Source organism: Gordonia sp. YY1 (assembly GCF_009872315.1).
GTDB classification, from domain to species: Bacteria; Actinomycetota; Actinomycetes; order Mycobacteriales; family Mycobacteriaceae; genus Gordonia; species Gordonia amicalis.
The window spans coordinates 476,061-497,071 of record NZ_WXYI01000001.1 but is presented as its reverse complement, the minus strand read 5'-3'; the positions used below and the strand labels follow the sequence as shown (position 1 = coordinate 497,071).

The 21,011-nt window shown below is 65.8% G+C and carries 20 protein-coding genes; 10 read left to right on the top strand and 10 right to left on the bottom strand.

Annotation, left to right across the window (positions count from 1 at the left end; translation table 11 throughout):
• Positions 1-317: 317 nt before the first annotated feature.
• Positions 318-3,944, top strand: coding sequence for a murein biosynthesis integral membrane protein MurJ (locus tag BPODLACK_RS02275; protein ID WP_024497947.1), 3,627 nt, complete (start codon positions 318-320; stop codon positions 3,942-3,944).
• On the opposite strand, the gene BPODLACK_RS02270 is transcribed toward BPODLACK_RS02275, so the two are convergent.
• Positions 3,928-4,875: a sterol desaturase family protein gene (locus tag BPODLACK_RS02270; RefSeq protein WP_096274866.1), complete on the bottom strand. Its 948-nt coding sequence runs from the start codon at positions 4,873-4,875 to the stop codon at positions 3,928-3,930. The two genes, BPODLACK_RS02275 and BPODLACK_RS02270, sit on opposite strands and share 17 nt — an antisense overlap.
• A gap of 130 nt (positions 4,876-5,005) precedes the next feature.
• Between BPODLACK_RS02270 and BPODLACK_RS02265 the strand changes: the two genes are divergently transcribed.
• The 9 genes from BPODLACK_RS02265 to BPODLACK_RS02225 all read left to right on the top strand — a co-directional run bounded on the left by BPODLACK_RS02265 (position 5,006) and on the right by BPODLACK_RS02225 (position 12,464).
• Positions 5,006-5,788, top strand: coding sequence for a TetR/AcrR family transcriptional regulator (locus BPODLACK_RS02265; protein WP_159404620.1), 783 nt, complete (start codon positions 5,006-5,008; stop codon positions 5,786-5,788).
• Positions 5,789-5,898: 110 nt separating this feature from the next.
• Positions 5,899-6,759: an SH3-like domain-containing protein gene (locus BPODLACK_RS02260; RefSeq protein WP_035760296.1), complete on the top strand. Its 861-nt coding sequence runs from the start codon at positions 5,899-5,901 to the stop codon at positions 6,757-6,759.
• Positions 6,756-7,484 (top strand): thiocyanate hydrolase subunit gamma, encoded by a 729-nt coding sequence (gene scnC, locus BPODLACK_RS02255; RefSeq protein ID WP_024497943.1) that lies wholly within the window; start codon positions 6,756-6,758, stop codon positions 7,482-7,484. The genes BPODLACK_RS02260 and scnC overlap by 4 nt, the downstream gene beginning before the upstream one ends.
• 2 nt (positions 7,485-7,486) lie before the next feature.
• Complete coding sequence (locus BPODLACK_RS02250; protein WP_024497942.1) at positions 7,487-7,849, top strand: SH3-like domain-containing protein; 363 nt, start codon at positions 7,487-7,489, stop codon at positions 7,847-7,849.
• A 96-nt stretch (positions 7,850-7,945) separates the two neighbouring features.
• Positions 7,946-8,521, top strand: a complete 576-nt coding sequence (gene sigM / locus BPODLACK_RS02245; protein WP_006437521.1) for an RNA polymerase sigma factor SigM — start codon at positions 7,946-7,948, stop codon at positions 8,519-8,521.
• 155 nt (positions 8,522-8,676) lie between these two features.
• Positions 8,677-9,510 carry a hypothetical protein gene (locus BPODLACK_RS02240; RefSeq protein ID WP_159404619.1) on the top strand — a complete coding sequence of 278 codons (834 nt, stop codon included), beginning with the start codon at positions 8,677-8,679 and terminating at the stop codon, positions 9,508-9,510.
• Positions 9,511-9,657: 147 nt separating this feature from the next.
• The gene (trxB, locus tag BPODLACK_RS02235; RefSeq protein WP_159404618.1) at positions 9,658-10,665 is read left to right on the top strand and encodes a thioredoxin-disulfide reductase; all 1,008 of its coding nucleotides are present in this window, start codon (positions 9,658-9,660) and stop codon (positions 10,663-10,665) included.
• A gap of 55 nt (positions 10,666-10,720) precedes the next feature.
• Positions 10,721-11,059, top strand: coding sequence for a thioredoxin (gene trxA, locus BPODLACK_RS02230; protein WP_006437518.1), 339 nt, complete (start codon positions 10,721-10,723; stop codon positions 11,057-11,059).
• Between the two features lie 271 nt (positions 11,060-11,330).
• Complete coding sequence (locus tag BPODLACK_RS02225) at positions 11,331-12,464, top strand: N-acetylmuramoyl-L-alanine amidase (RefSeq protein WP_024497939.1); 1,134 nt, start codon at positions 11,331-11,333, stop codon at positions 12,462-12,464.
• Here the strand turns inward: BPODLACK_RS02225 and BPODLACK_RS02220 are convergent.
• The 9 genes from BPODLACK_RS02220 to rpmH form a co-directional block, all read right to left on the bottom strand.
• Positions 12,409-13,269, bottom strand: a complete 861-nt coding sequence (locus BPODLACK_RS02220; protein ID WP_024497938.1) for a hypothetical protein — start codon at positions 13,267-13,269, stop codon at positions 12,409-12,411. The genes BPODLACK_RS02225 and BPODLACK_RS02220 overlap by 56 nt on opposite strands.
• A 146-nt stretch (positions 13,270-13,415) precedes the next feature.
• Complete coding sequence (locus BPODLACK_RS02215; protein ID WP_024497937.1) at positions 13,416-14,456, bottom strand: ParB/RepB/Spo0J family partition protein; 1,041 nt, start codon at positions 14,454-14,456, stop codon at positions 13,416-13,418.
• Positions 14,457-14,493: 37 nt separating this feature from the next.
• Positions 14,494-15,450 carry a ParA family protein gene (locus BPODLACK_RS02210; RefSeq protein ID WP_024497936.1) on the bottom strand — a complete coding sequence of 319 codons (957 nt, stop codon included), beginning with the start codon at positions 15,448-15,450 and terminating at the stop codon, positions 14,494-14,496.
• A gap of 225 nt (positions 15,451-15,675) precedes the next feature.
• Positions 15,676-16,380 (bottom strand): 16S rRNA (guanine(527)-N(7))-methyltransferase RsmG, encoded by a 705-nt coding sequence (gene rsmG, locus BPODLACK_RS02205; protein ID WP_024497935.1) that lies wholly within the window; start codon positions 16,378-16,380, stop codon positions 15,676-15,678.
• 1,280 nt (positions 16,381-17,660) lie between these two features.
• On the bottom strand, positions 17,661-18,305 hold the full coding sequence (locus BPODLACK_RS02200) for a Jag family protein (protein ID WP_159404617.1): 645 nt from the start codon (positions 18,303-18,305) through the stop codon (positions 17,661-17,663).
• Between the two features lie 44 nt (positions 18,306-18,349).
• On the bottom strand, positions 18,350-19,549 hold the full coding sequence (gene yidC, locus BPODLACK_RS02195) for a membrane protein insertase YidC (RefSeq protein ID WP_159404616.1): 1,200 nt from the start codon (positions 19,547-19,549) through the stop codon (positions 18,350-18,352).
• Between the two features lie 28 nt (positions 19,550-19,577).
• Positions 19,578-20,075, bottom strand: a complete 498-nt coding sequence (yidD, locus tag BPODLACK_RS02190; protein WP_159404615.1) for a membrane protein insertion efficiency factor YidD — start codon at positions 20,073-20,075, stop codon at positions 19,578-19,580.
• Positions 20,072-20,503, bottom strand: a complete 432-nt coding sequence (gene rnpA, locus BPODLACK_RS02185; RefSeq protein WP_159404614.1) for a ribonuclease P protein component — start codon at positions 20,501-20,503, stop codon at positions 20,072-20,074. Before rnpA ends, yidD begins: the two co-directional genes overlap by 4 nt.
• Before the next feature lie 44 nt (positions 20,504-20,547).
• Positions 20,548-20,691, bottom strand: a complete 144-nt coding sequence (gene rpmH / locus BPODLACK_RS02180; RefSeq protein WP_006437507.1) for a 50S ribosomal protein L34 — start codon at positions 20,689-20,691, stop codon at positions 20,548-20,550.
• Between the last annotated feature and the right edge of the window lie 320 nt (positions 20,692-21,011).

Genomic DNA, 21,011 nt, shown 5'->3' with positions numbered 1-21,011 from the left:
AACAGTACGTGAACTGGAACGATGTGCCGCGCGAACCGCGGCCGGGGACACCCGGTGCGGTGCCTCCCCAGCGTCCGGAACGCGCCGCTCCCCGCCGGATTCCGCCCGGCTCCGGGCCCGTACCGCCACCGCCCCGTCCCGGCCCCCCGGCGCCGCCACCGCACAACCCCGGTGCCCGGCACACCCCTGGCCCCGTACCCGGTGGTGTCCGTGTCGACGCCCCGCCGGCGGCTCGTCCCGGTCGGCTCGATGCCGCCGGATACCGCGAACGACACAGTGGCGAGACGGACGCTGTCCACACCGGCTCGTCGAAGAAGGTGACCGCCGGCGACGACGGGACGTCGTCGACCGGTCTGGCACGTGACTCCGACTCGAGCATCCTGCGGACTAGCGGCTCGATCGCGATCGCCACCCTCTTCAGTCGCATCACCGGCTTCTTGCGGACCGTGCTGATCCTGGCGATGCTGGGATCGGGCATCGCCTCGGCGTTCCAGGCCGCCGACGTGCTGCCGAACATGATCGCCGAGGTCGTGCTGGGCGCGGTGCTGACGGCCATCGTCATCCCGCTGCTCGCCCGCGCGGAGGCCGAGGATCCCGACGGGGGCCAGGGGTTCATCAACCGGATCTTCACGATCACGGTCGTCGTCCTCGGAACCGCGACCGTGCTCGCGGTCATCGCCGCGCCGCTGCTGACCTACCTCAACCTCGGTGACGGACAGGTCAACCGGGATCTGTCGACACATCTCGCCTACCTGCTGTTACCGGAGATCCTGTTCTACGGTCTCTCGGCTCTGTTCATCGCGATCCTCAACCTGCGCGGCCTGTTCAAACCCGGTGCGTGGGCGCCGGTGCTGAACAACGTCGTCCAGATCACGACGCTCGTCCTGTACGCCCTCGTACCGGGGGAGATCACGCTCAACCCGGTCCGGATGAGCGATCCGCAGCTGCTCGTCCTCGGCATCGGCTGCACCCTCGGCGTCGTACTCCAGGCGATGATCCTGGTGCCGTTCCTGCGCAAGGCGGGCGTGCACCTGCGACTGGAGTGGGGCATCGACGCGCGTCTGCGCCAGTTCGGCAACATGGCCGTGGCGATCGTCGCCTACGTCGCGCTGCTGCAGGTCGGTTTGATCGCGACCTACCGGATCGCCGCCTCCGCGCAGGCGTCGGGCGTCAGCATCTACTTCACCCACTGGCAGTTGCTGCAGCTGCCCTACGGCGTTCTCGGCGTCACCATCCTGACCGCGATCATGCCGCGACTGTCGCGCAACGCGGCCGCCGACGACACGAAGGCCGTGGTCGACGACCTGTCGCTGGCCACCAGGCTGACGATGGTCGCGCTGGTCCCCGTCGTGTCGTTCATGACCTTCTTCGGGCCGGCGATCGCGATCGCCGTGTTCAACTTCGGCCGGTTCGACGCCTCCGACGCCGCCCAGCTGGGTTCGGTGCTCGCCTGGGGCGCGTTCACGCTGATCCCGTACTCGATGACGCTCGTCCAGCTGCGCGTGTTCTATGCCCGCGAGGACGCCTGGACCCCGACGTTCATCGCCCTGGGCATCACGGTCGTCAAGGTCACGTCGTCGTACCTGGGTCCCGTCCTGTTCGACGACCCGTCGAACGTCGTGCGGTGGCTGGCCCTGTCCAACGGTCTCGGCTACCTCGTCGGCGCCGTCGTCGGACATTTCCTGCTGCGCAGCCGTCTGCACGGCGCCCGGCTGTCGAACGTCGCCCGCACCACGCTGGTCACCATCGCGGTCTCACTGAGCGTCTCGGCGGCGGTCTGGGCGATCGCGAAGATCTCCGGCCTCGACCATATGATCGGCTGGTTCGGCAAGGTCGGCTCGGTCCTGTATCTCATCCTGACCGCCGGTGTGGTGCTGACGGTCACCTACGCCGGCCTCGCCGCCGCGCGGGTGCCCGACGTGGTCGCGATCAGCAACGCGGTACGCCGTGTCCTCGGTCGGTTCATTCCGGCGCTCGCACCGCCGGCGGAGCCCGAACGTGAACAGTCCCCGGCGATCACAGTTCAGTTTCCGCGCGTCTCCGGAGACGAATCGCTCCCGTACTCTGGTCAGGTACAGGTGCTACGCCGCTTCGACAGGGGTACCGCGACGTGGCAGTCGTACTCCGTACATTCCGGTGGCGCGATCGGCGCGGGCCGGGGTGTGCGTCCCATCCCAGAGCGTGCACCGGTTCCGCGCGACATCAGATACCGGAGGAAAGGAGTCCGTCGCGTGAGTGACAGCGAGATCGACACGAGTGTGCCCACCGGGTCGCCCGTCGAATCCGGCCCCGGCGAACCGCAGGCTCCGCACGTACCCACTCACGCCAAGTCTCCCGACGCCCAGACTCCCGAGGCGGCCGGTGCCGCCGCACCGGGCGGTTCCACCCGTCCCCGCGGTCCACGACTGATCCCGGGCGCCGCGGTCGCCGGTGGACGCTACCGCCTGCTCGAACAGCACGGCGGCACCCGCGGCCTGCAGTTCTGGCGCGCCCAGGACATCAACCTCGACCGAGAGGTCGCGTTGACCTTCGTCGACGCCGACCAACTCGCACCGCCGCTCGAGCGCGGCCAGGCGGTCAAGACGACCGACCAGGGACCCCAGGCCGTCCTCTCACGCACCCTCCGGCTCGGACAGATCACCTCCGACGGGGTGGCGCGAGTCCTCGACGTGGTGCGTGGATCCTCCGGCGGGATCGTCGTCGCCGAGTGGGTGCCCGGATCGTCGCTGGCCGACGTCGCCCGGACCCAACCGTCGCCGATCGGCGCGGCGCGAGCCGTGCGTTCGCTGGCGGCCGCCGCCGAAATCGCGCATCGTTCCGGGGGTGCGCTGTCGATCGACCACCCCGATCGCATCCGTATCAGCCACGACGGCAACGCGGTTCTCGCTTTCCCGGGCACGCTCGCCGGGGACGACAAGGCCTCCGACGTCCGCGGCCTCGGTGCGGTGCTCTACGCACTGCTGCTGAACCGGTGGACACTCGATCCCGACAACGGGTCACGTCTGGTCACCACCGACGACGTCACCGAACCGATCGGCGGTATCCCGGTGGCCGCGCCGGGCGAGAACGGTCAGCCGCTGGAACCGCGGGCGGGCAAGCCCGACATCCCGTTCGAGATCTCGGCGGTCGCGGCGCGCGCGCTCGACGGAACCCGCGGGATCCGGACGGCTGCGACGGTCCAGCACGTCCTCGACCAGGCCACCGTCGTAGACCTCAACACCGACATGCTCCCCGCGATCACCGATGCCGACGCCCCGCCGCCGGTCACGGTCGCCTCACGTGTCGGCGGCACCGAGCACAAGCCGGGGAGAAAGAACATCGCGCTGCTCGTCGGTGCGGGACTCCTCGCGATCTTCGTGGTCATCGCGCTGATCGTGGGGGCCACCAACGTCTTCGGAAGTGGTGACGGCTCGAGCGACATCGATTCGATCCTGACCACGACGGAGCCGGCGACGCCGGGTGAACAGGCGCCGGGCGCAAAGGCGCCCACCGAGGCCCCGCCGGCCCAGGACATCCCGTTGCAGTCGGTGTCTGTGACCGACTTCTCGTCACAGCCGCCGGACAACTCGGCCAACGTCGGCAACGTCATCACCGGCGCCGCGCCGCCATGGGAGACCGACAACTATCGGGGGCGACCCGACTTCGGCGGTCTGAAGCAGGGCCTGGGCCTGATGTTCGACCTCGGCAGTGACCGGGCCGTGAAGTCGGTGACCATCGAGTCCCCGACCCCGGGTTTCGACGTGGAGGTCCGCACCTCGCCGAACGCGAAGCCCGCATTCGCCCGGACAACGCCGGTCGCCGCGGGGCGCGTCGACCAGAACCCGACGACGATCGAGATCGCGTCTCCGCAGGCCAGCCGCTACGTGATGGTATGGATCACCACCCTTCCCAGTGCGGCCGGCGGCTATCAGGCCGAGATCAGCCGCGTCACGATGGCGGGCTGACCGACTCGTTCGCGACGCTCGGCGCCGCGGCCTCGGCGGCCGGTCCATCCGTCTTCGGCGCCCACCCGGGCGGTCCGAAGATGTAGCCGAGGCGGGCACGCCAGCTCGTCGTCGACTTCACATCGCGGGCGATCGAGGCATACTCGTGCGTCTCGAGCTTCCAGATGTTGTAGGTGTCCACCGGTTTGGTGAGTCCGTAGCGCGGGCGGCGCACCTCCGGCGTGAAGGACCCGAACATCCGGTCCCAGATGATGAAGACGCCGCCGTAGTTGCGGTCGAGGTACTCGGGATCCCGTCCGTGATGCACCCGGTGATGCGACGGGGTGTTGAACACGTACTCGAACGGCGCCCACATCCTGTCGATGTGCTCGGTGTGGATCCAGAACTGGTAGATCAGGTTCAGCGAGTACGCGAAGAACACCAGGGCCGGTGGCACGCCGAGCAGTGGGAGCGGCAGCCACATCACGATCGCCGCGCTGATGTTCCACTTCTGACGAAGCGCCGTCGCGAAGTTGAAGTACTCGCTGGAGTGATGGGCCTGATGGGTGGCCCAGACGATGCGCACACGGTGCGACACGCGATGCACCCAGTAGTAGATGAAGTCCACACCCACGAAGGCGATGACCCATGAGTACCACTGGTTCATCGGTAGGTGCCAGGGTGCGACATAGGTGAACAGGGCGGTGTAGGCGATCAGCCCGAGGAGTTTCCAGAAGGCGCTGGTACCGATGGAGACGAGGCCCATGAGGACGCTCGCGCGCGCATCGCGTGTCTCGTATGCGCCCGGCCGAGGACCGCCCCCGTCATCATCGTGGCCGTCATCGTGCTCGAGCTTGGCCGCGGCGAACCACTCGATCGCGAGCATCGTCACGAAGAACGGGATCGCGAGGACAGTCGGCTCGCGCATCGGTTCCGGCAAGAACTCCAACACCGTGTACTCCCTAGAACACCATCTGACACGTCAGCATGTCAGTTTGATTCTGACAAGGTATCGTGTCAGAAGCTGCGCTGTAAAGAGCCGATCCGCCATTCGCGGGTCACGACGAGAGGAACGACGGATCGTGTCCACGTCCGCCACCGCGGGGCCCTCCGCCGCACCCATCGGGGGCCGACGCTACGGGGGAGCGGATCCGATCGAACGTCAGTCGCGCCGCCGCCGCGCGTTGATCAGCGCCGGACTCGACGTCTTCGGCAGCGAGGGCTACGCCAAGGCCTCGGTCAAGAGTGTCTGCGACCAGGCCGGCCTGACCCAGCGCTACTTCTACGAGTCGTTCACCGACCGTGCCGATCTGCTTGTCGCCGTCTACGACGACTGTGTCGACTTCGCGCGTACCGCGACTCTCGCCGCCGCGAGCCCGTTCCTGGACGCCGAAGCCGACGACACCGAAGCCGACGACACCGAAGCCGACGACACCGAGGACCGGCGAGAACCGAAAGAGGTTGCTCCAGCGAGGATTTCCGGATCAGGGATTGCCGGTGAACTCATCTCCGACGCCGCGCGTGCCACACTCCGGGCCTTCATGTCGGCACTGACCGACGACGAGCGGCGGGCGCGCGTCATGCTGGTCGAGGTCGTCGGCGTCTCGCCGGAGATCGAGCGCGTGCGGATGAGTGCGATCCACGGCTGGGCAGAGCTGATCCTGATGCTGGCGAGGGGGAGTCGTCCGCCCACCGCCCGCCAGCGGCTGGCCTCGGTCGGACTCGTCGGCGCGGTCACCCAGTTGATGGTCGACTGGTACGTTGCGGGACAATCGGATTCCGACATTCCCCGCGAACCCCTCGAAGACGTCCTCGACGTGTGCGTCGAACTCTTCGTCGCCGCGCACGATCGTCTGCTGAACTGACGTCACGATTCTCGTACTCCGCCAAAACGGCTCCATAAGACGTGCTCGGGGAGTAGATTTCGGACCATTCTGCTTCAAGCCGCGGGTCCGCTACTGCCGGGAGGCGACGGATGAGTACAGCAGAGGAGCGCGCGAGACAGCTGGATCTTGTTGCGCGCCTTAAATCTTCTTATCCGGAACTCCCGGACGCACCGACTCCCGATCTCCTCGATCACGCGCGTATCACCGCCTACCTGAAGCCGGTTCACGATGTCGGCGGAGAGCCCGATGCGCCGATCTTCTATGAGGGAAAGGCATATGAGCTGTGGGAGCACATGACCTACGTCATGTGTGAAGTGCTGGCGTGGCGCGGGATCTGGCTGTCCGAGGAGCGTCGGCGCATCGGCAACGTCGACGTCGGTCGTGCGGAATACCTCGGACTCCCGTACTACGGCCGCTGGCTCCTGGCGGTGGCGAGGGTCCTGGTCGAGAAGCATCACATCGCCCTGGGTGAGCTCTCCGAACGCATGCTCGAGGTGCAGGAACGTTATGCCGGGGGACTGGTCGGCAAGACCCTCGAGGCGCGACCCCGTGGTGCCGGCGACGGTTCCGACGTCCCCCGCAACACCCACCACCGCCACGCGGTCGGCGTCGGCGATCCGCAGATCTACGCCGGAACGGCCGGCGAGGCACGGTTCACCGTCGGGAATCGTGTCCTCGTGCGTGAACTACCGGTCGTCTTCTACACGCGCACACCGGAATACGTTCGGGGTGCCACCGGCGAGATCGCTGCCGTCGCCTACGAGAGCCCCGCACCGGAGGACGAGACGTGGGGTCTGTCCGACGCGCAACCCGAGTGGTTCTACGTCGTGGAGTTCCGGATGAGTGAGCTCTGGCACGGATACACCGGCCCCGACGACGACACCCTGCGAACCGAGATCCCGGAGAGGTGGCTGGCGCCGGCCGGTCGAGAGGAGGGCCAGGAACCATGAGCGACGCCCCCGGTGCGCACGTCCACGACCATGATCACGACCACGCGCGCACGGTCGCGCCGATGGTCGAGGAGGTCACCGATTTCGAGGTCCTTGAGATCGCTCTGCGTGAATTGTGCATCGAGAAGGGACTTTTCACCGCGGAGGAACACCGAAGGTTCACCGAGTTCGCCGAGCAGATAGGTCCGACGCCGGCGGCGACCCTGGTCGCCCGGGCGTGGGTGGAACCGGATTTTCGAGAGTTGGCCCTCGCCGAACCCATGACCGCGAGCAAGGAGGTCGGCGTCGACTGGCTGGAACCCACCGGTTTCGGAACGCCCAGTGATTTCACCGCGTTCTCGATTCTGGCCGACACGCCGACGCTTCATCACGTGATCGTGTGCGCGTTGTGTTCGTGCTATCCGCGACCGATTCTCGGCAATTCGCCCGAGTGGTATCGCACGCCGAACTACCGGCGTCGGATGGTTAGGTGGCCGCGACAGGTGTTGTCGGAGTTCGGTCTCCAACTACCGGACAACGTGTCGGTGCGGGTCCAGGACTCCAACCAGAAGCACCGGTTCATGGTGATGCCGCAACGTCCGGCCGGAACCGAGGACTGGACCCGAGACCAGCTGGCCGAGATCATCACGCGGGACTGTCTGATAGGGGTGGCGCTCCCGAAGCCGGGCGTCACCACCAACGCGGTCACCACGGTGCGGCCCGCCGTCCACCCAGCAGGAGAGTGACGATGTCGACGCGGGCCGAAACCGGAGATGTCCACCCGTCCCTCGCCGAGGTCGTCGAACGCGACCAGGTGTGGCCACGAATGGCCGCCAGGTACGGGGTCGCCAATCTCGTTCCGCCGTGGAAGACCAGCCTCGACGGTCTCTGCGATGCGCTCGACCGCGCCGCCGACAACGGCTGCGCGGCACCCGGGACCGTGGAGCGCCGGGACGAGGAGGACCGGTTGGCGGCGACCACCTATGCCGACCTTCCCTATCCGGAGAATCAACTCGTCGCCCTGGCCCACACGCTGCTCGACCGCGGGGTGATCGACGAAGGCGAACTCGCCGAACGGATGGCCGCGGTCCGGGCGCGACTGGAGGCGTGAGGCCGCGGACAAACCGGCTGTCCACAATGGGATCATCCTTGTAGACAACCGCCTCACCACTGCGTCGTGTGTTGACTTCTCCATTACTCTCAGCGCATGGCCGGGGGGAAAGACGCAGTTGACCTGCGTACCGATGAGCAGTTGTTGCGGGCTCACGTCGCCGGCGACCCGGGTGCGTTCTCCGATCTCGTCAACCGCCACCTCGACTATCTGTGGTCGGTCGCCCTACGAACCAGCCAGAGCCCCGAGGACGCCGCCGACGGATTGCAGGATGCGCTGCTGGCCGCTCATCGAACCGCGGCGGATTTCCGCTCCGACGCGAAGGTGACCAGTTGGCTGCACCGGATCGTCGTCAACGCATGTCTGGATCGGATTCGTCGCAACAACTCCCGCAAGACCGTCCCGTTGCCCGAATGGGACGTGATGTCGATCGCGGACACGAGTGACGACATCTCCGCGGTGGACCTGTCGGTTTCCATCGGCCGGGCGCTGCACACACTGCCCGAAGGCCAACGACAGGCCATCGTCGCCGTCGACCTCGAGGGGTACTCCATCGCCGAAGCCGCATCACTGCTCGGTGTCGCCGAGGGGACGATCAAGAGCCGGTGCGCGCGAGGGCGCCTCAAACTCGCCCAGGTCCTCGGCCATCTCCGGACTGCCGATGACGCGTAACCCCATGCCTGCCAACATCTTCCCGGCTGTCCCGGTCGGAGTGGAACCGGAACGGCGCGTCGCGCGTCCAAGTACTCGACGACCACCGACGACGCCCATCGAAATGCCACCATCGAGAGACCGACGCCCGACCTCCGGAATGGAAGACTGACACCATGACCCCGCGGGGACCAGACGACACCGAGTCCGGCGATCTGCCCGATCCGCCGTACTCGGCAGACATGCTGGCCGAGTTCCATGCCGGCGTGCTGTCCGACCGCGCCACCGACCACATTCGTGCGAAGATCGCGGATGACGCTGCAGCACAGGAGATCCTGGCTGCTCTGGATCGGACGGCAAGGCAACTCCGCGCGTCGGCGCCGGCCCAGCATCGGGTTCCGGATCGGGTTCGCGCCGATGTCCAGGCCATGCTCGCCGCCCTCGCCGGATCGTCCTCGGCCACATCCCCCTCGTTCACAGACGTCCCGTCCACCGCTGCACCCTCCACATCCGCAGGCACGGCCTCGGCACCCGCCGATCCGGACGCGCCGGTGGATCTCGCCGGACGACGCGAACGGTCACGCCGCACGAGGATGGTCGTGCCGCTCGTGCTGGTGGCGGCCGCAGTCGTGGTGGTCGCATTCGGCTCGATCGGTGTGCTGCGTCTGATGTCCTCGTCCTCGGACGACACTCCGCGGCCGACGCAGGCCCAGCCTGCGTCCACCCGGACTCTGGACCCGACCGGTTCCGCGTCGGCGCTCTCGGTCCTCGGCCGCACCGACGGCGCGCCGTTCGAGTCGGTCGCGGCACTCCGCCGGTGCACCGCGGCCCACCTCGTCCCCGCGACCGCGGTCGTCGTCGGCTCGGGGCGGATCATCTTCCACGGTGCCCCCGCTGCCGCCATCCTGCTGTCCACCGGAATCGCCGGCCGCTTCGACGCCCTCATCGTCGGTCTCGAGTGCGACACCGGCAGTCCCGCTTTCCTGGCCCGGGGGACGATCGGCGGCTGACCCGACATCCGTAGGCCGAGACCTGCGTCACCACGCCGGGCGCGTGGACTTGACCGGGAACATCTGCGCTTACCCTTGTGTTGAAGCAGCCGTGATCCCGACGAGACACATCCGGGATCTCGTATACCCCACCAGCACGGAGGACGGATGAGCCAGCCAGAGACCCAGCAGATCCACGACGTGATCGTCATCGGATCTGGTCCTGCCGGGTACACCGCGGCGATCTACGCCGCGCGCGCCGAGCTAGCACCGATCGTCTTCGAGGGAACCCAGTTCGGTGGCGCGCTCATGACCACCACCGAGGTCGAGAACTTCCCCGGTTTCCAGACCGGTATCCAGGGTCCGGCCCTGATGGACGAGATGCGCGAGCAGGCGATCCGATTCGGCGCTGACCTGCGCATGGAAGACGTCGACACGGTCCGCCTCGAGGGCGACATCAAGGAGGTCGAGGTCGGCGGAGAGGTGTTCCGCGCACGCGCGGTCATCCTCGCGATGGGTGCCGCCGCACGGTACCTGGGTGTCGAGGGTGAGCAGCAGCTCCTCGGCCGCGGTGTCTCGGCATGTGCGACCTGTGACGGATTCTTTTTCAAGGACCAGGACATCGCCGTCATCGGCGGTGGTGACTCCGCGATGGAGGAGGCCACCTTCCTCACCAAGTTCGCGCGCACCGTCACCCTGGTCCATCGCCGCGAGGAGTTCCGCGCGTCGAAGATCATGCTCGACCGGGCACGCAACAACGACAAGATCCGCTTCGTCACCAACGCCGCTGTGCGTTCGGTCCTCGGCGAGGGTTCGGTCAGCGGTCTCGAGCTCGAGGACACCCGCACCGGCGAGGTGAGCACCCTCGACGTGACGGGCATGTTCGTCGCGATCGGCCACGATCCGCGCAGCCAGCTGGTCCGCGGACAGGTCGATCTCGACGACGAGGGCTATGTCCTCGTCCAGGGACGCACCACCTACACCTCGCTGCCCGGTGTCTTCGCCGCCGGCGACCTGGTCGACCACACCTACCGTCAGGCCATCACGGCGGCCGGTAGCGGTTGTTCGGCGGCCATCGACGCCGAGCGCTGGCTCGCCGAGCAGGGCGAGGCGCCCGAGCACACCGTCGACGCCGAGTCCGTCGCCGACGTCGAGGCTGTTCAGGCACCTGCCTGACCTGCACTTTCCACTCCGAACTTCATTCTTGAGTCCATCTGAGGAGGACACCACCATGGGTGCAAACACGGTCGTCGTCAACGACACCACCTTCAAGGACGCCGTTCTCGGCGCCGACAAGCCGGTCCTGGTCGACTTCTGGGCCACCTGGTGCGGCCCGTGCCGCATGGTTGCCCCGGTCCTCGAGGAGATTGCCCGCGACCACGGCGACAAGCTCACCATCGCCAAGCTGGATGTCGACGAGAGCCCGGCCACCGCGCGTGACTTCCAGATCATGTCGATTCCGACCATGATCCTCTTCGACAAAGGTCAGCCGGTGAAGACGATCGTCGGCGCCAAGGGCAAGGCCGCACTGCTCCGCGAGCTCGACTCGGTGATCGGCCAGTCTGCCTGACCTGCTGTTCCTTCTGATCCGCGGCGAGAGTCCGACGGGTGAACGACGTTGGTGTCGGCCCGCGGGCTCTCGTCGTTGGTAGTCTCGGCCCGGGTCCCCGACCATGCGGGACACGAGCCGACCACGACGCGGCTGGACCTGTTCCAGTTTGGTGTAGTGAACTTCAGCTGAGAGAATGCAGGCTGATGCTGACCGGTACCGCCGTAGTGCGGTCCGCCAGATATCGCCGGCAGGGCGTCACCCTGCCGCGATTCGTACGAGGGGTGACGACATGCCATTGTTCCGACTTGGGGATCACGGCTCGGCGGTGGCCGAGATCCGCGCCATCCTGGTCGGGCTCGGTCTGTTGCCCGAGGACGGGGACGCCGTTTTCGACGAAGCGTGTGACCGGGCAATTCGGGCGTTTCAGCAGCAACGAGGTCTGATCGTCGACGGCATCGTCGGTCCCGCGACCTACCGCGTCCTGCGGGAGGCCTCGTACCGTCTCGGTGCCCGCGTCCTCTCGTATCAACTCTCGGCGCCGATGGTCGGCGACGACGTCGCCACCCTCCAGCACCGACTCCAGAACCTCGGCTACTACACTTCCCTCGTCGACGGCATCTTCGGGCTCAACACCCACAACGCAGTGTGTCTGTACCAGAGTGAATACGGACTGGCCTCGGACGGAATCTGTGGTCCGGCGACGCTGCGCTCCCTCGAGCGACTCGGCACGCGCGTCACCGGTGGCTCGCCGTACGCGATCCGCCAGGAGGAGCAGGTTCGGCGCTCCGGTCCACAGCTGTCGGGCAAGCGGATCCTCATCGATCCGGGCTCCGGGGGGTTGCATCCCCTCTCGACCGGCGATCTCGCCGAACGCGAATCCGATCTCCTCTGGGATCTGGGTGCACGTCTCGAGGGGCGGATGGCCGCCGCCGGGATGCAAACCTTCCTGTCTCATGACGGTCGTGGCCGTCCCGGTGACAACGAACGCGCCCGGGTAGCCAACCTGATGGATGCCGACCTGATGATCTCGCTGCGCTGCGGCCACTACCGCAACGTGCAGGCCAACGGTGTCGCGTCGTTCTACTTCGGCAACAACCAGAACTCCTGCTCGACGATCGGGCGTAATCTCGCAGGCTTCATCCAGCGCGAAATCGCTGCCCGCACACCGCTTGCCGATTGTCGGACGCATGAGCGCACGTGGGATGTCCTGCGACTCACCAGGATGCCGGTGGCACTCATCGACGTCGGATACATCACCAACCCGCACGACGCTGCGGTGCTTGCCAATTCGGATTGGCGCAATGTCATCGCCGACGCCATCCTGGTCGCGGTGAAGCGGTTGTACCTGCTCGACCAGGACGACCGGCCTACGGGCACTTACACTTTCGCGGATCTCCTGGCCGCGGAGAACGCTTCGCGCTGACCCGCGCCGTACCCGACCCCACCGGGACGGCCGTTCGCTGCCGCCCGGCGAGATCGATCTCCGCCATCACCACGAGCTTCTCCAGCGCGCTCTCCACCTCGAACTTCCAGCCGAGTCCTTCATCGAGTTCGAGACGGAACCGCGGAAACCGCTGATGGGATGAAACGACATCGAATCCGGAGTTCTTGAGGAACGACGCATCGATCATGCAGGCTGTGCACAGATCGGCCTGCGGATCCTCGAGGATCTCCCGCGCGACTTCGATGATCGCCTCGTCCGTCCAGAAGTCGAGGTCGGGGAGGGCGCCTCCAGTGGAGGCCGGTCCCGACTCCGTCGATCCGGACGTCGCCGAACCCGTCGGAGAACCGAACTCGGCCGCGCCGGCACCGTTACGCACGAGCCCGAATGACTCCACCGCACGGACACCGCGGCGGATCAGATCGCCGAGAACCGCGTCGAGAAGAATCGTGGCGACCTCGTCGTGTCCCGGCTCCGTGCGAATACTGGTGAGCAGGACCGCGTCGTGACTGACCGGGGAAGTGGGGAAGTGCTGCGAACGGGGCACCCTGTTCGGCGGAGCGTAAAAGGCCGTGCCGATGACATTGTTGGTCGTCGATTCGATGGCGACCTGTCCGCACGCGCCCCATTCGAGCAGTAGCCCGGAGATCCAGGCCTCCTTGTCGAATTCGCTCTCATACGATTCGCCGTGGGCGGTCGGCTCGACTTCCCAGAAGACACATCGCCGGGTGTGCTGGGGCAGCAACTCGAAGGATCCGAGTTCCAGCCGCACGATCGACACGCTCATGTCACCGAGCTCCGGTCCGACGACATGAATCTACGAAAACCATTGAGCTGCAGCCCATCTCACTAAACCGGCGGTCGTCTGACCGATCAATCGTCACTGTGACATTACTTCCGCATCCGCTGGTACCGGGAAGTTCGCGGTGAAATTCACTTCTTTGGATCAATGAACTCGACGATGCGTTCCAAGTCATCAACTGATCCGAATTCCACGACGATCTTCCCTTTCCGCTTTCCTAGACTGACTGTAACCCTGGTGTCCAGACTGTCGGACAGTCTCTCGGCAAGGTCTTGGAGTCCTGGCATCTGCATCGGTTTACGCTTCGGCGCGACCGGAGCCTTCGAATCGGGTCCGTCCCCACGATTGGCGAGTGTGACGGCTTCCTCCGTCGCGCGAACCGACAGTCCCTCGGCGACGATGCGCGCGGCCAGCGCCTCCTGAGCGTCGCTCCCGGTCTCGAGGGAGAGGAGGGCACGAGCGTGCCCGGCTGACAGGACGCCTGCCGCTACACGACGCTGGACGGGAATGGGTAGCTTGAGCAGCCGGATCATGTTGCTGATGAGCGGACGTGATCGGCCGAGTTTGGCCGCCAGCTGCTCGTGGGTCACGCCGAATTCTTCGAGGAGTTGTTGGTAGGCGGCCGCCTCTTCCAGCGGGTTCAGCTGCGCCCGGTGGATGTTTTCGAGCAGTGCGTCGCGCAGCATATCGCCGTCTGCCGTCTCGCGGACGATGGCCGGAATGGCCTCGAGGCCGACTTCCTGGCTGGCCCGCCACCGACGCTCACCCATGACGATCTGAAAGGCGACACCATCAGCGGTCGGCTCTTTCAGGCGCCGTACGACGATGGGCTGCATCAGTCCGAACTCGCGGATCGAGTGCACGAGCTCGGACATCTGCTCGTCGTCGAAGACCGTACGCGGCTGGTTCGGGTTCGGTTGGATCTGCTTGGGCGGGATCTCGCGGTAGACAGCGCCGGCCTCTTCGCGACTCAGCACGTCGATGGTCGGGGCACTCGTCGGGGTGGCCTGACCGTCGACCCCAGGCGTCGGACCCTTACCGATCACGACATCGGCGGCCGCGTTTCCCAGTCGGGGAGTGTTTGTCTGGTCGTCGGTGGGGCCGGTGGGAATGAGCGCAGCCAGTCCGCGACCCAATCCGCCTCGACGCTGAGCGGTGTCCCGTTGACTCATGCCTCTACCTCCACTCGGAACTGGAACCCTGCTGTCGTCATGCCTGAGCGCTTTCCGCTGCACCGCGGAGAGCCAGCTCTCGCGCGGCATCCATATAGCTCATCGCGCCACGTGAACCGGGGTCGTACTCGATGATCGTCATCCCGTAGCCAGGTGCCTCGGACACCTTGACGCTGCGGGGGATGATCGTGCTCAGCACCTTGTCACCGAAGTGGCGTCGGACCTCCTCTGCAACCTGATCGGCGAGCTTGGTTCGTCCGTCGTACATCGTGAGAACGATCGTCGACACGTGCAGCGCACGGTTGAGATGCGCCTGAACCAGCTCGATGTTACGAAGGAGCTGCCCGACACCCTCGAGAGCGTAGTACTCGCACTGGATGGGGATGAGCACCTCTCGCGCAGCAACCATTGCGTTGACGGTCAGAAGGCCGAGCGACGGCGGGCAATCGATGAAGACGTAGTCGATCTGATACTCGGCCAGCACCTCATCGTTGAGCGCGTTGCGCAATCTGTTCTCGCGCGCGACCAGCGAGACGAGTTCGATCTCGGCGCCGGCCAGATCGAGTGTCGCCGGTACACAGAAGAGGCCCTGCTGGCTCGGCGACTCCTGGATCGCTTCTTGGAGCGTCACTTCGCCGAGGAGGAGTTCGTAGACGGAAGCGATGTCCTGGGCGCGGTGATCGATGCCGAGGGCGGTGCTCGCGTTGCCCTGGGGGTCGAGGTCGACCACCAAGACACGGAGCCCGCGCAGCGCCAGACCGGCGGCGAGGTTGACTGCGGTGGTGGTCTTGCCAACACCGCCCTTCTGGTTCGCGACCGTCATGATCCGGGTGTGCTGCGGGCGGGGGAGTTGGCCGGCACCGCCGGGGGTCAGGACCTGACTCGCGCGCTCAGCAGCCATCGCGATCGGGGTGTCGGCGTATGGTTGGCCCGCGACGTGCGGGGCTCCAGCGGGTGGCGTTTCACGTGAAACGTTCGGGTCTTGCTCGACCACGCGGGCACTCCTTTGACCTACCTGGTAGGCGTTCGAGTCGTCGGCGCCAGCGGACGTGGCCCCGGCTCCGACAGATGCAGAATCGTCAACGGCAGCACGCTGAGACGTGCTGCCAGAACGCTTTCTATTCTGCGCCTTGCGCGGACTCCATACCAATTCAGAACTCCCTCTATGTGACACCGTCGGCACAATCAGCCGACCCGGCGTGATCGATGAATCCGATACTCAACGACGCCGCGGCTTCTTCACCCCGGAGCGCTCCGTCTTGGTTCCCACGACGACGGTGGTCGGGGTCTCCAGGACCTCGCCGCACGTGACGACGCGGAGGTCGCTGATTCCCGAACGGCCGACGAGAGCACGATCTCGTTCGATCTCTTCGGCCGCCGAGGAGCCCTTGATCGCAATCATTCGTCCGCCTGCGCGAACCAGGGGAGCGGACCACTTCGACAGACGCTCGAGCGGTGCGACGGCACGGGACGTCACGACATCCGCCAGCCCGACCTCCGCCCGAACCGACCTCTCCTCCGCACGCCCTCGGACAACTCTCACATTCTCGAGACCAAGGGTCTCAACGGCTCGTTCGAGGAAGGTGCTCCGACGAAGCAACGGTTCGATCAGGGTGATCGACACGTCCGGTCGCGCGATGGCGAGCGGCAGACCGGGGAGACCCGCACCGCTTCCGATGTCGAAGACTTTCTCATCCTCGTCGATTAGCTCCTCGATGACCGCACAATTCAGGATGTGCCGATCCCACAGCCGAGGAACTTCCCGCGGACCCATCAGGCCGTGATCGATTCCGTCGGTGGCCAGGATTCGCCAGTAACCTTCCGCCAGTTCCTTGCGCTCACCGAAGACCACATCAGCCGTGTCCGGTGGGATCTGTAGTGCATCAAGGTCGGGATGGTCATCGGGTTGAGCGTCTGACGACACTGAGCCTCCGTTTCTAGTTGGTCCTATGACAGTGTTTCACGTGGAACCTGACGCGACTGAGGGTCGGTGCACATGCCGCCGATCGGCGTGTGTTTCACGTGAAACACATCGATGTCATTCATGCGTGCGCTCTCTCAGCAGACAGCCGTGCCGAACCTGCCGCGCCTCCGGCCCCACGACAACCAGTGGCCCAAGCCAGTTCATGTCGGGCGGAACTCGCACGCCGCGCACCCGGCGCTGGAGACAGCACCGTCGGGAACCGTTCTGCAGTCACCAGCCACGCAACCTGACTCGTTGCCCGTCGCCGAACGGACACCGGCAACCGACGACGCCCGACAACGCTCTACCGTCTAGCGAAGCCCGGCGGACGCGGCAACGGGTGGCCTTCCGGACCAACTTGTCGGTGACACGGCAGGACACATCGGAGGGGGAGCGGCCCCGGGATGGGACCCGGTGAAGAGAGTGACCAGCGGACCCGACAGTGAACCGCGGCGGTAGTTACATCGCCGGGATGGCCGCGAGATCTGATCCGGATCGTCCGTACTCCTCCTCCCGATGCGGGAGCTCGACGCCGCTGGGGCCGACGACAAAGACGCATCGTCCTCCAGCGAGGGGAGTGGGTCGGGACGTTTCGCGGCGACCAGGCCGGGACTGGCTCGGGACGCTACACAAGAGCTCGACCGATTTTGCCGATGCACACCAGGCACGACGCGACGCTCTAGCTCAATACAGGACATCAGCTCAGTACAGGGCAGCAGAGCTGATGCATCCGATGAGCGAACTCTGGAATGCGTGAGCGCAGTTTCACGTGAAACCGCAGCCGGCTTCGCCTCCTCGACGACCGGACGACCCTGACGCATCAGCACACCAGGGGCAGGGCGCCCCGCTGGGATCACGCGCCTGGCCGACGCTGACAGAACCGTGAGTGCCCAGCGTCTGACGACAATATGTGACTTCACCTCAGCGACACCGCGCCGGTAGTCGGGCACCACTCCGTGCACCACCGATCCACCGGCCGGACCCGATTCCGGAGGGGCGATGCGTATCGACGGGCCCAATGAAACAAACCGACACGTGACGTAATGTTCCGCATACTGAGGCGGTCGAAAGCTCGTGCTCAAAGGTGCACCTCGAATGATTCCAAGGCGCATGTTTCACGTGAAACAACACCGATGTAATTCCGTTGCGATCGCGGACGTCCCGGGGGAGAGGACTACCTCGAAGACGACTCAGGCCCCGACCGACGGTCGGGGCCTGAGTCAACTCGTAGTCCGGGAGTCCTACTCGGGGAGAACCACCACGCGGCGCTTGGGCTCGGCACCCTCGCTCTCGCTGACAACGCCGTCGACAGCGGCGACCGCGTCGTGGACGATCTTCCGCTCGAACGGGGTCATCGGATCCAGCGCCTCGCGCTCGCCCGACTTGAGCACACGCTCCGCAACCTCACGGCCGAGACGTGCCAGGCGGTCACGGCGATCCGCACGCCACCGAGCGATGTCGAGCATCAGCCGACTGCGCTCTCCGGTCGCCTGCTGGACCGCGAGACGGGTCAGCTCCTGGAGGGCATCGAGAACTTCACCCTTGCGTCCGACGAGCTTGGTCAGGTCGTCCCCGCCGTCGATGCTCACGACGGCACGGTCGCCGTCCACATCCAGATCGATGTCGCCGTCGAAGTCGAGGACGTCGAGCAGCTGCTCGAGGTAGTCGCCCGCGATCTCGCCCTCTTCGACGAGTCGATCCTCGTCATCCTCGTCATCGTCCTGGTCGTCGTCGAAGTCCTCAGCGGACTCCTCGGTGACGTCGGTGTCGGCAGCATTCTCCGCACCGGTCGAATCAGTGGTGTCGGCATGGGCTTCGGTCGAGACCTTGGCGTCATCCTGCGCCTCGGTCTCCGAACCGGTTTGAGTTGCAGTCTCTGCTGTCATCTCATTCACCTAACTCTGTGCTTCGTCGAACAAGTCCTGTGCGGTCATCGTTTGCCGCCGCGCTTTCCACCGCGCTTGGCGGTGGACTTCCCACCCCGGTTGGGGGGTTGCTTCTTGGAGGCCGGGCCCGCGCCGGCGCCTGAGCGCGTCGGCTTCTGTCCCGGCTTCGGCTTGGCGCCCGGGCCGGCGTCGGCCGTGGAGGATCCGTCGGGGGAGGAGTCGGAAGTCGAATCCGCGTTGTCGGTCGAATCCGCCTTGATCATGGACACACCCGTCGACTCTGAGGCGGTCGACGCGTCGGCAGCTGTGTTGCGCTTCTTCGGACGGTCCGGACGTGCGCCCGGTTTGGGAGCGTTCGCCTTCAGCTTCTCCTGCTTGAGACGCCTGGCCTCTTCCTCTTCCTTGGCGATCTTGCCGAACACCAGGTGCTGCTGCCCGTAGGTCCAGATGTTGTTGCTCATCCAGTACAGGAGGATCGCGACGGGGAAGAACGGACCGGTGATCAGGATGCCGATGGGGAAGACGTACAACGCGAGGTTGTTCATCATCCGGGTCTGCGGATTCTCGAGGGCCGCCTCGGGCTGACGTGCGACCGATGCGCGCGAGTTCATGTGCGTGGCGATCGACGCGATGATCATCATCGGGACGATGACGTAGGCGATCTGCACACGGGTGAAGTCGATGGGGTCGCCGGGGTTGACGAAGGCCTGGAACTCGGTGACCGGCTCCGTCAGGTAGGACGACAGCGGCACGCCGAACAGACGGGCGTCGAGGAAGTTCTGTACCTGTTCGGCGCTGAAGACGTAGTTGCCCTGCGCACGGGTCTCGGCGGCACTCATGCCGAGCTGTCCCATGCCGGTGCCCATGCGGTTGAACGAACGCAGCACGTGGAACAGACCGATGAACACCGGGATCTGCAGCAGCATCGGCAGGCAGCCGAGCATGGGGTTGAAGCCGTGCTCCTTCTGGAGCTTCTGCATCTCCTCGGTCATCTTGACCCGATCCTTGGAGTACTTCTTTCGGATCGCCTGGAGCTGCGGGTTGATCTCCTGCATCTTCTTCGTGGTGCGGATCTGCTTCACGAAGGGCTTGTACAGAATCGCGCGCAGGGTGAACACGAGGAACACCACGGACAGTGCCCAGGCGATGCCGTCGCCACCGGGACTGTCGGGCGTGACATAGCTGAAGAGCCAGTGCCACACCCACATGATCCCGGACACCGGGTAGTAGATGAAGTCGAGCACGGGTCAGATACCCCTCACTTGTTGTTCTCTAGGTGGAATCGTTCCGCCGGGACGGTGGCTGATGGGTCCGGCCCCTGTGGGCCGACTGCTGCCCGCCGGAGAGTTCACGGACGCGATTGCAGAAGTCACTCCACAGTTCACGGGGACCTTTGTCCGGAACCGGGTCGTATCCGGGCTTGTGCCACGGCCCGCACTTGAGCAGCCGGATCGTTGCCAGCGCCGAGCCGTACAGAAAACCGTGACGTTCGAGCGCTTCCACTGCATAACCCGAGCAGGTCGGCTCGAACCGGCACGTCGGTAATCGAAGAGGCGAAACCCACGTCCGGTAGAGCTCGATGAGAAAGATGACCGTGCGGCGCGGGAGCAGGTGGGCTCCTCGGCGCATCCGGGCCAGAACGGTGTGCTGATCGTCCGCCGGCGCGGGCGAGTCGGTCCGAGTGATCGGCGTCGACGATGACGGGGTGGGGGAGTGGTCCCGAGTGGGGGAGGGGACCAATCCACGGTCATCCAGCTCGGCGTCGCTCATCGTCCGACACCGGCCCCGGTGGGTACCGCCGCGGAGTGCGCCATATCGGCGACCCGGCGGCTGGTGAAGGCTGACCGCAGTTGGTCGGCCAGTTCCTCACTGGTCCTGTCCGCGGCGCCGCGTCGGGCGCGGATCACCACGTAGGTCTCGACGGTCGGGCAGAGGTGTCTCGTCGCCGCGAACGCAGCCCGTAGGCGTCGGGCGACGGCGTGACGGACCACGGCGTTGCCCACCGACTTGCTCACGACAAGGCCGAGCCAGGGTCCACCTGTCATGGCGACATCGCGTCGCAGCCCGGTGGGATCCGGCCACCGTGAGCTGACCGGTGCCAGGTGTACGACGAAGTCACGAGCATTCACCCGCGCACCGGACTTGAGGGTGCGTGAGAAGTCGGATCCACGAGAGATCCGATGAGAAGACGCAGTCATCGATCAGCTGACCGGACCGCGAGGATCCGGTGGGTAGCCGACGATCAGGCGGTGAGCTTCGCGCGGCCCTTGGTACGACGGCTGCTGACGATCGCACGGCCGGCGCGGGTCCGCATACGCAGACGGAAGCCGTGCACGCGCGAACGACGACGATTGTTCGGCTGGAAAGTACGCTTGCCCTTGGCCACGGTGACTCCTTGTGCTCCCTGTGAGCACGCCGGTTACCCGCACGTGACCCACATGTTGTCGTTGGTCGTTGATCCAGGACGGTGCCGAACTGGTGTCGGTGATGAACTCGGCGAACTTGACAAAACGCCGCGCAAATCCGCTACCTGGATGACCAGTCGAGACTACTGATAGCGCGCGCTCAAATCAAACGCGGTCGTCGGGCCGGCTGAACAGTGTCCCACCAGGTGTGTTCTGAAGCACTTGAGTCACGAAAATCAGTCCGAACGAGTCAATTGTCCCGATCGCTTTGTACCCCGCCGAGACCTCTGTTAGGTTCTGT

Bases quoted from the DNA above. Each gene is read 5' to 3' on its own strand.
- yidD (WP_159404615.1), bottom strand. From the start codon at position 20,075: ATGAGCGACGCCGAGCTGGATGACCGTGGATTGGTCCCCTCCCCCACT.
- BPODLACK_RS02260 (WP_035760296.1), top strand. From the start codon at position 5,899: ATGAGTACAGCAGAGGAGCGCGCGAGACAGCTGGATCTTGTTGCGCGC.
- trxB (WP_159404618.1), top strand. From the start codon at position 9,658: ATGAGCCAGCCAGAGACCCAGCAGATCCACGACGTGATCGTCATCGGA.
- BPODLACK_RS02250 (WP_024497942.1), top strand. From the start codon at position 7,487: ATGTCGACGCGGGCCGAAACCGGAGATGTCCACCCGTCCCTCGCCGAG.
- BPODLACK_RS02225 (WP_024497939.1), top strand. From the start codon at position 11,331: ATGCCATTGTTCCGACTTGGGGATCACGGCTCGGCGGTGGCCGAGATC.
- sigM (WP_006437521.1), top strand. From the start codon at position 7,946: ATGGCCGGGGGGAAAGACGCAGTTGACCTGCGTACCGATGAGCAGTTG.
- scnC (WP_024497943.1), top strand. From the start codon at position 6,756: ATGAGCGACGCCCCCGGTGCGCACGTCCACGACCATGATCACGACCAC.
- BPODLACK_RS02220 (WP_024497938.1), bottom strand. From the start codon at position 13,269: ATGAGCGTGTCGATCGTGCGGCTGGAACTCGGATCCTTCGAGTTGCTG.
- BPODLACK_RS02200 (WP_159404617.1), bottom strand. From the start codon at position 18,305: ATGACAGCAGAGACTGCAACTCAAACCGGTTCGGAGACCGAGGCGCAG.
- BPODLACK_RS02240 (WP_159404619.1), top strand. From the start codon at position 8,677: ATGACCCCGCGGGGACCAGACGACACCGAGTCCGGCGATCTGCCCGAT.
- BPODLACK_RS02215 (WP_024497937.1), bottom strand. From the start codon at position 14,456: ATGAGTCAACGGGACACCGCTCAGCGTCGAGGCGGATTGGGTCGCGGA.
- trxA (WP_006437518.1), top strand. From the start codon at position 10,721: ATGGGTGCAAACACGGTCGTCGTCAACGACACCACCTTCAAGGACGCC.
- rnpA (WP_159404614.1), bottom strand. From the start codon at position 20,503: ATGACTGCGTCTTCTCATCGGATCTCTCGTGGATCCGACTTCTCACGC.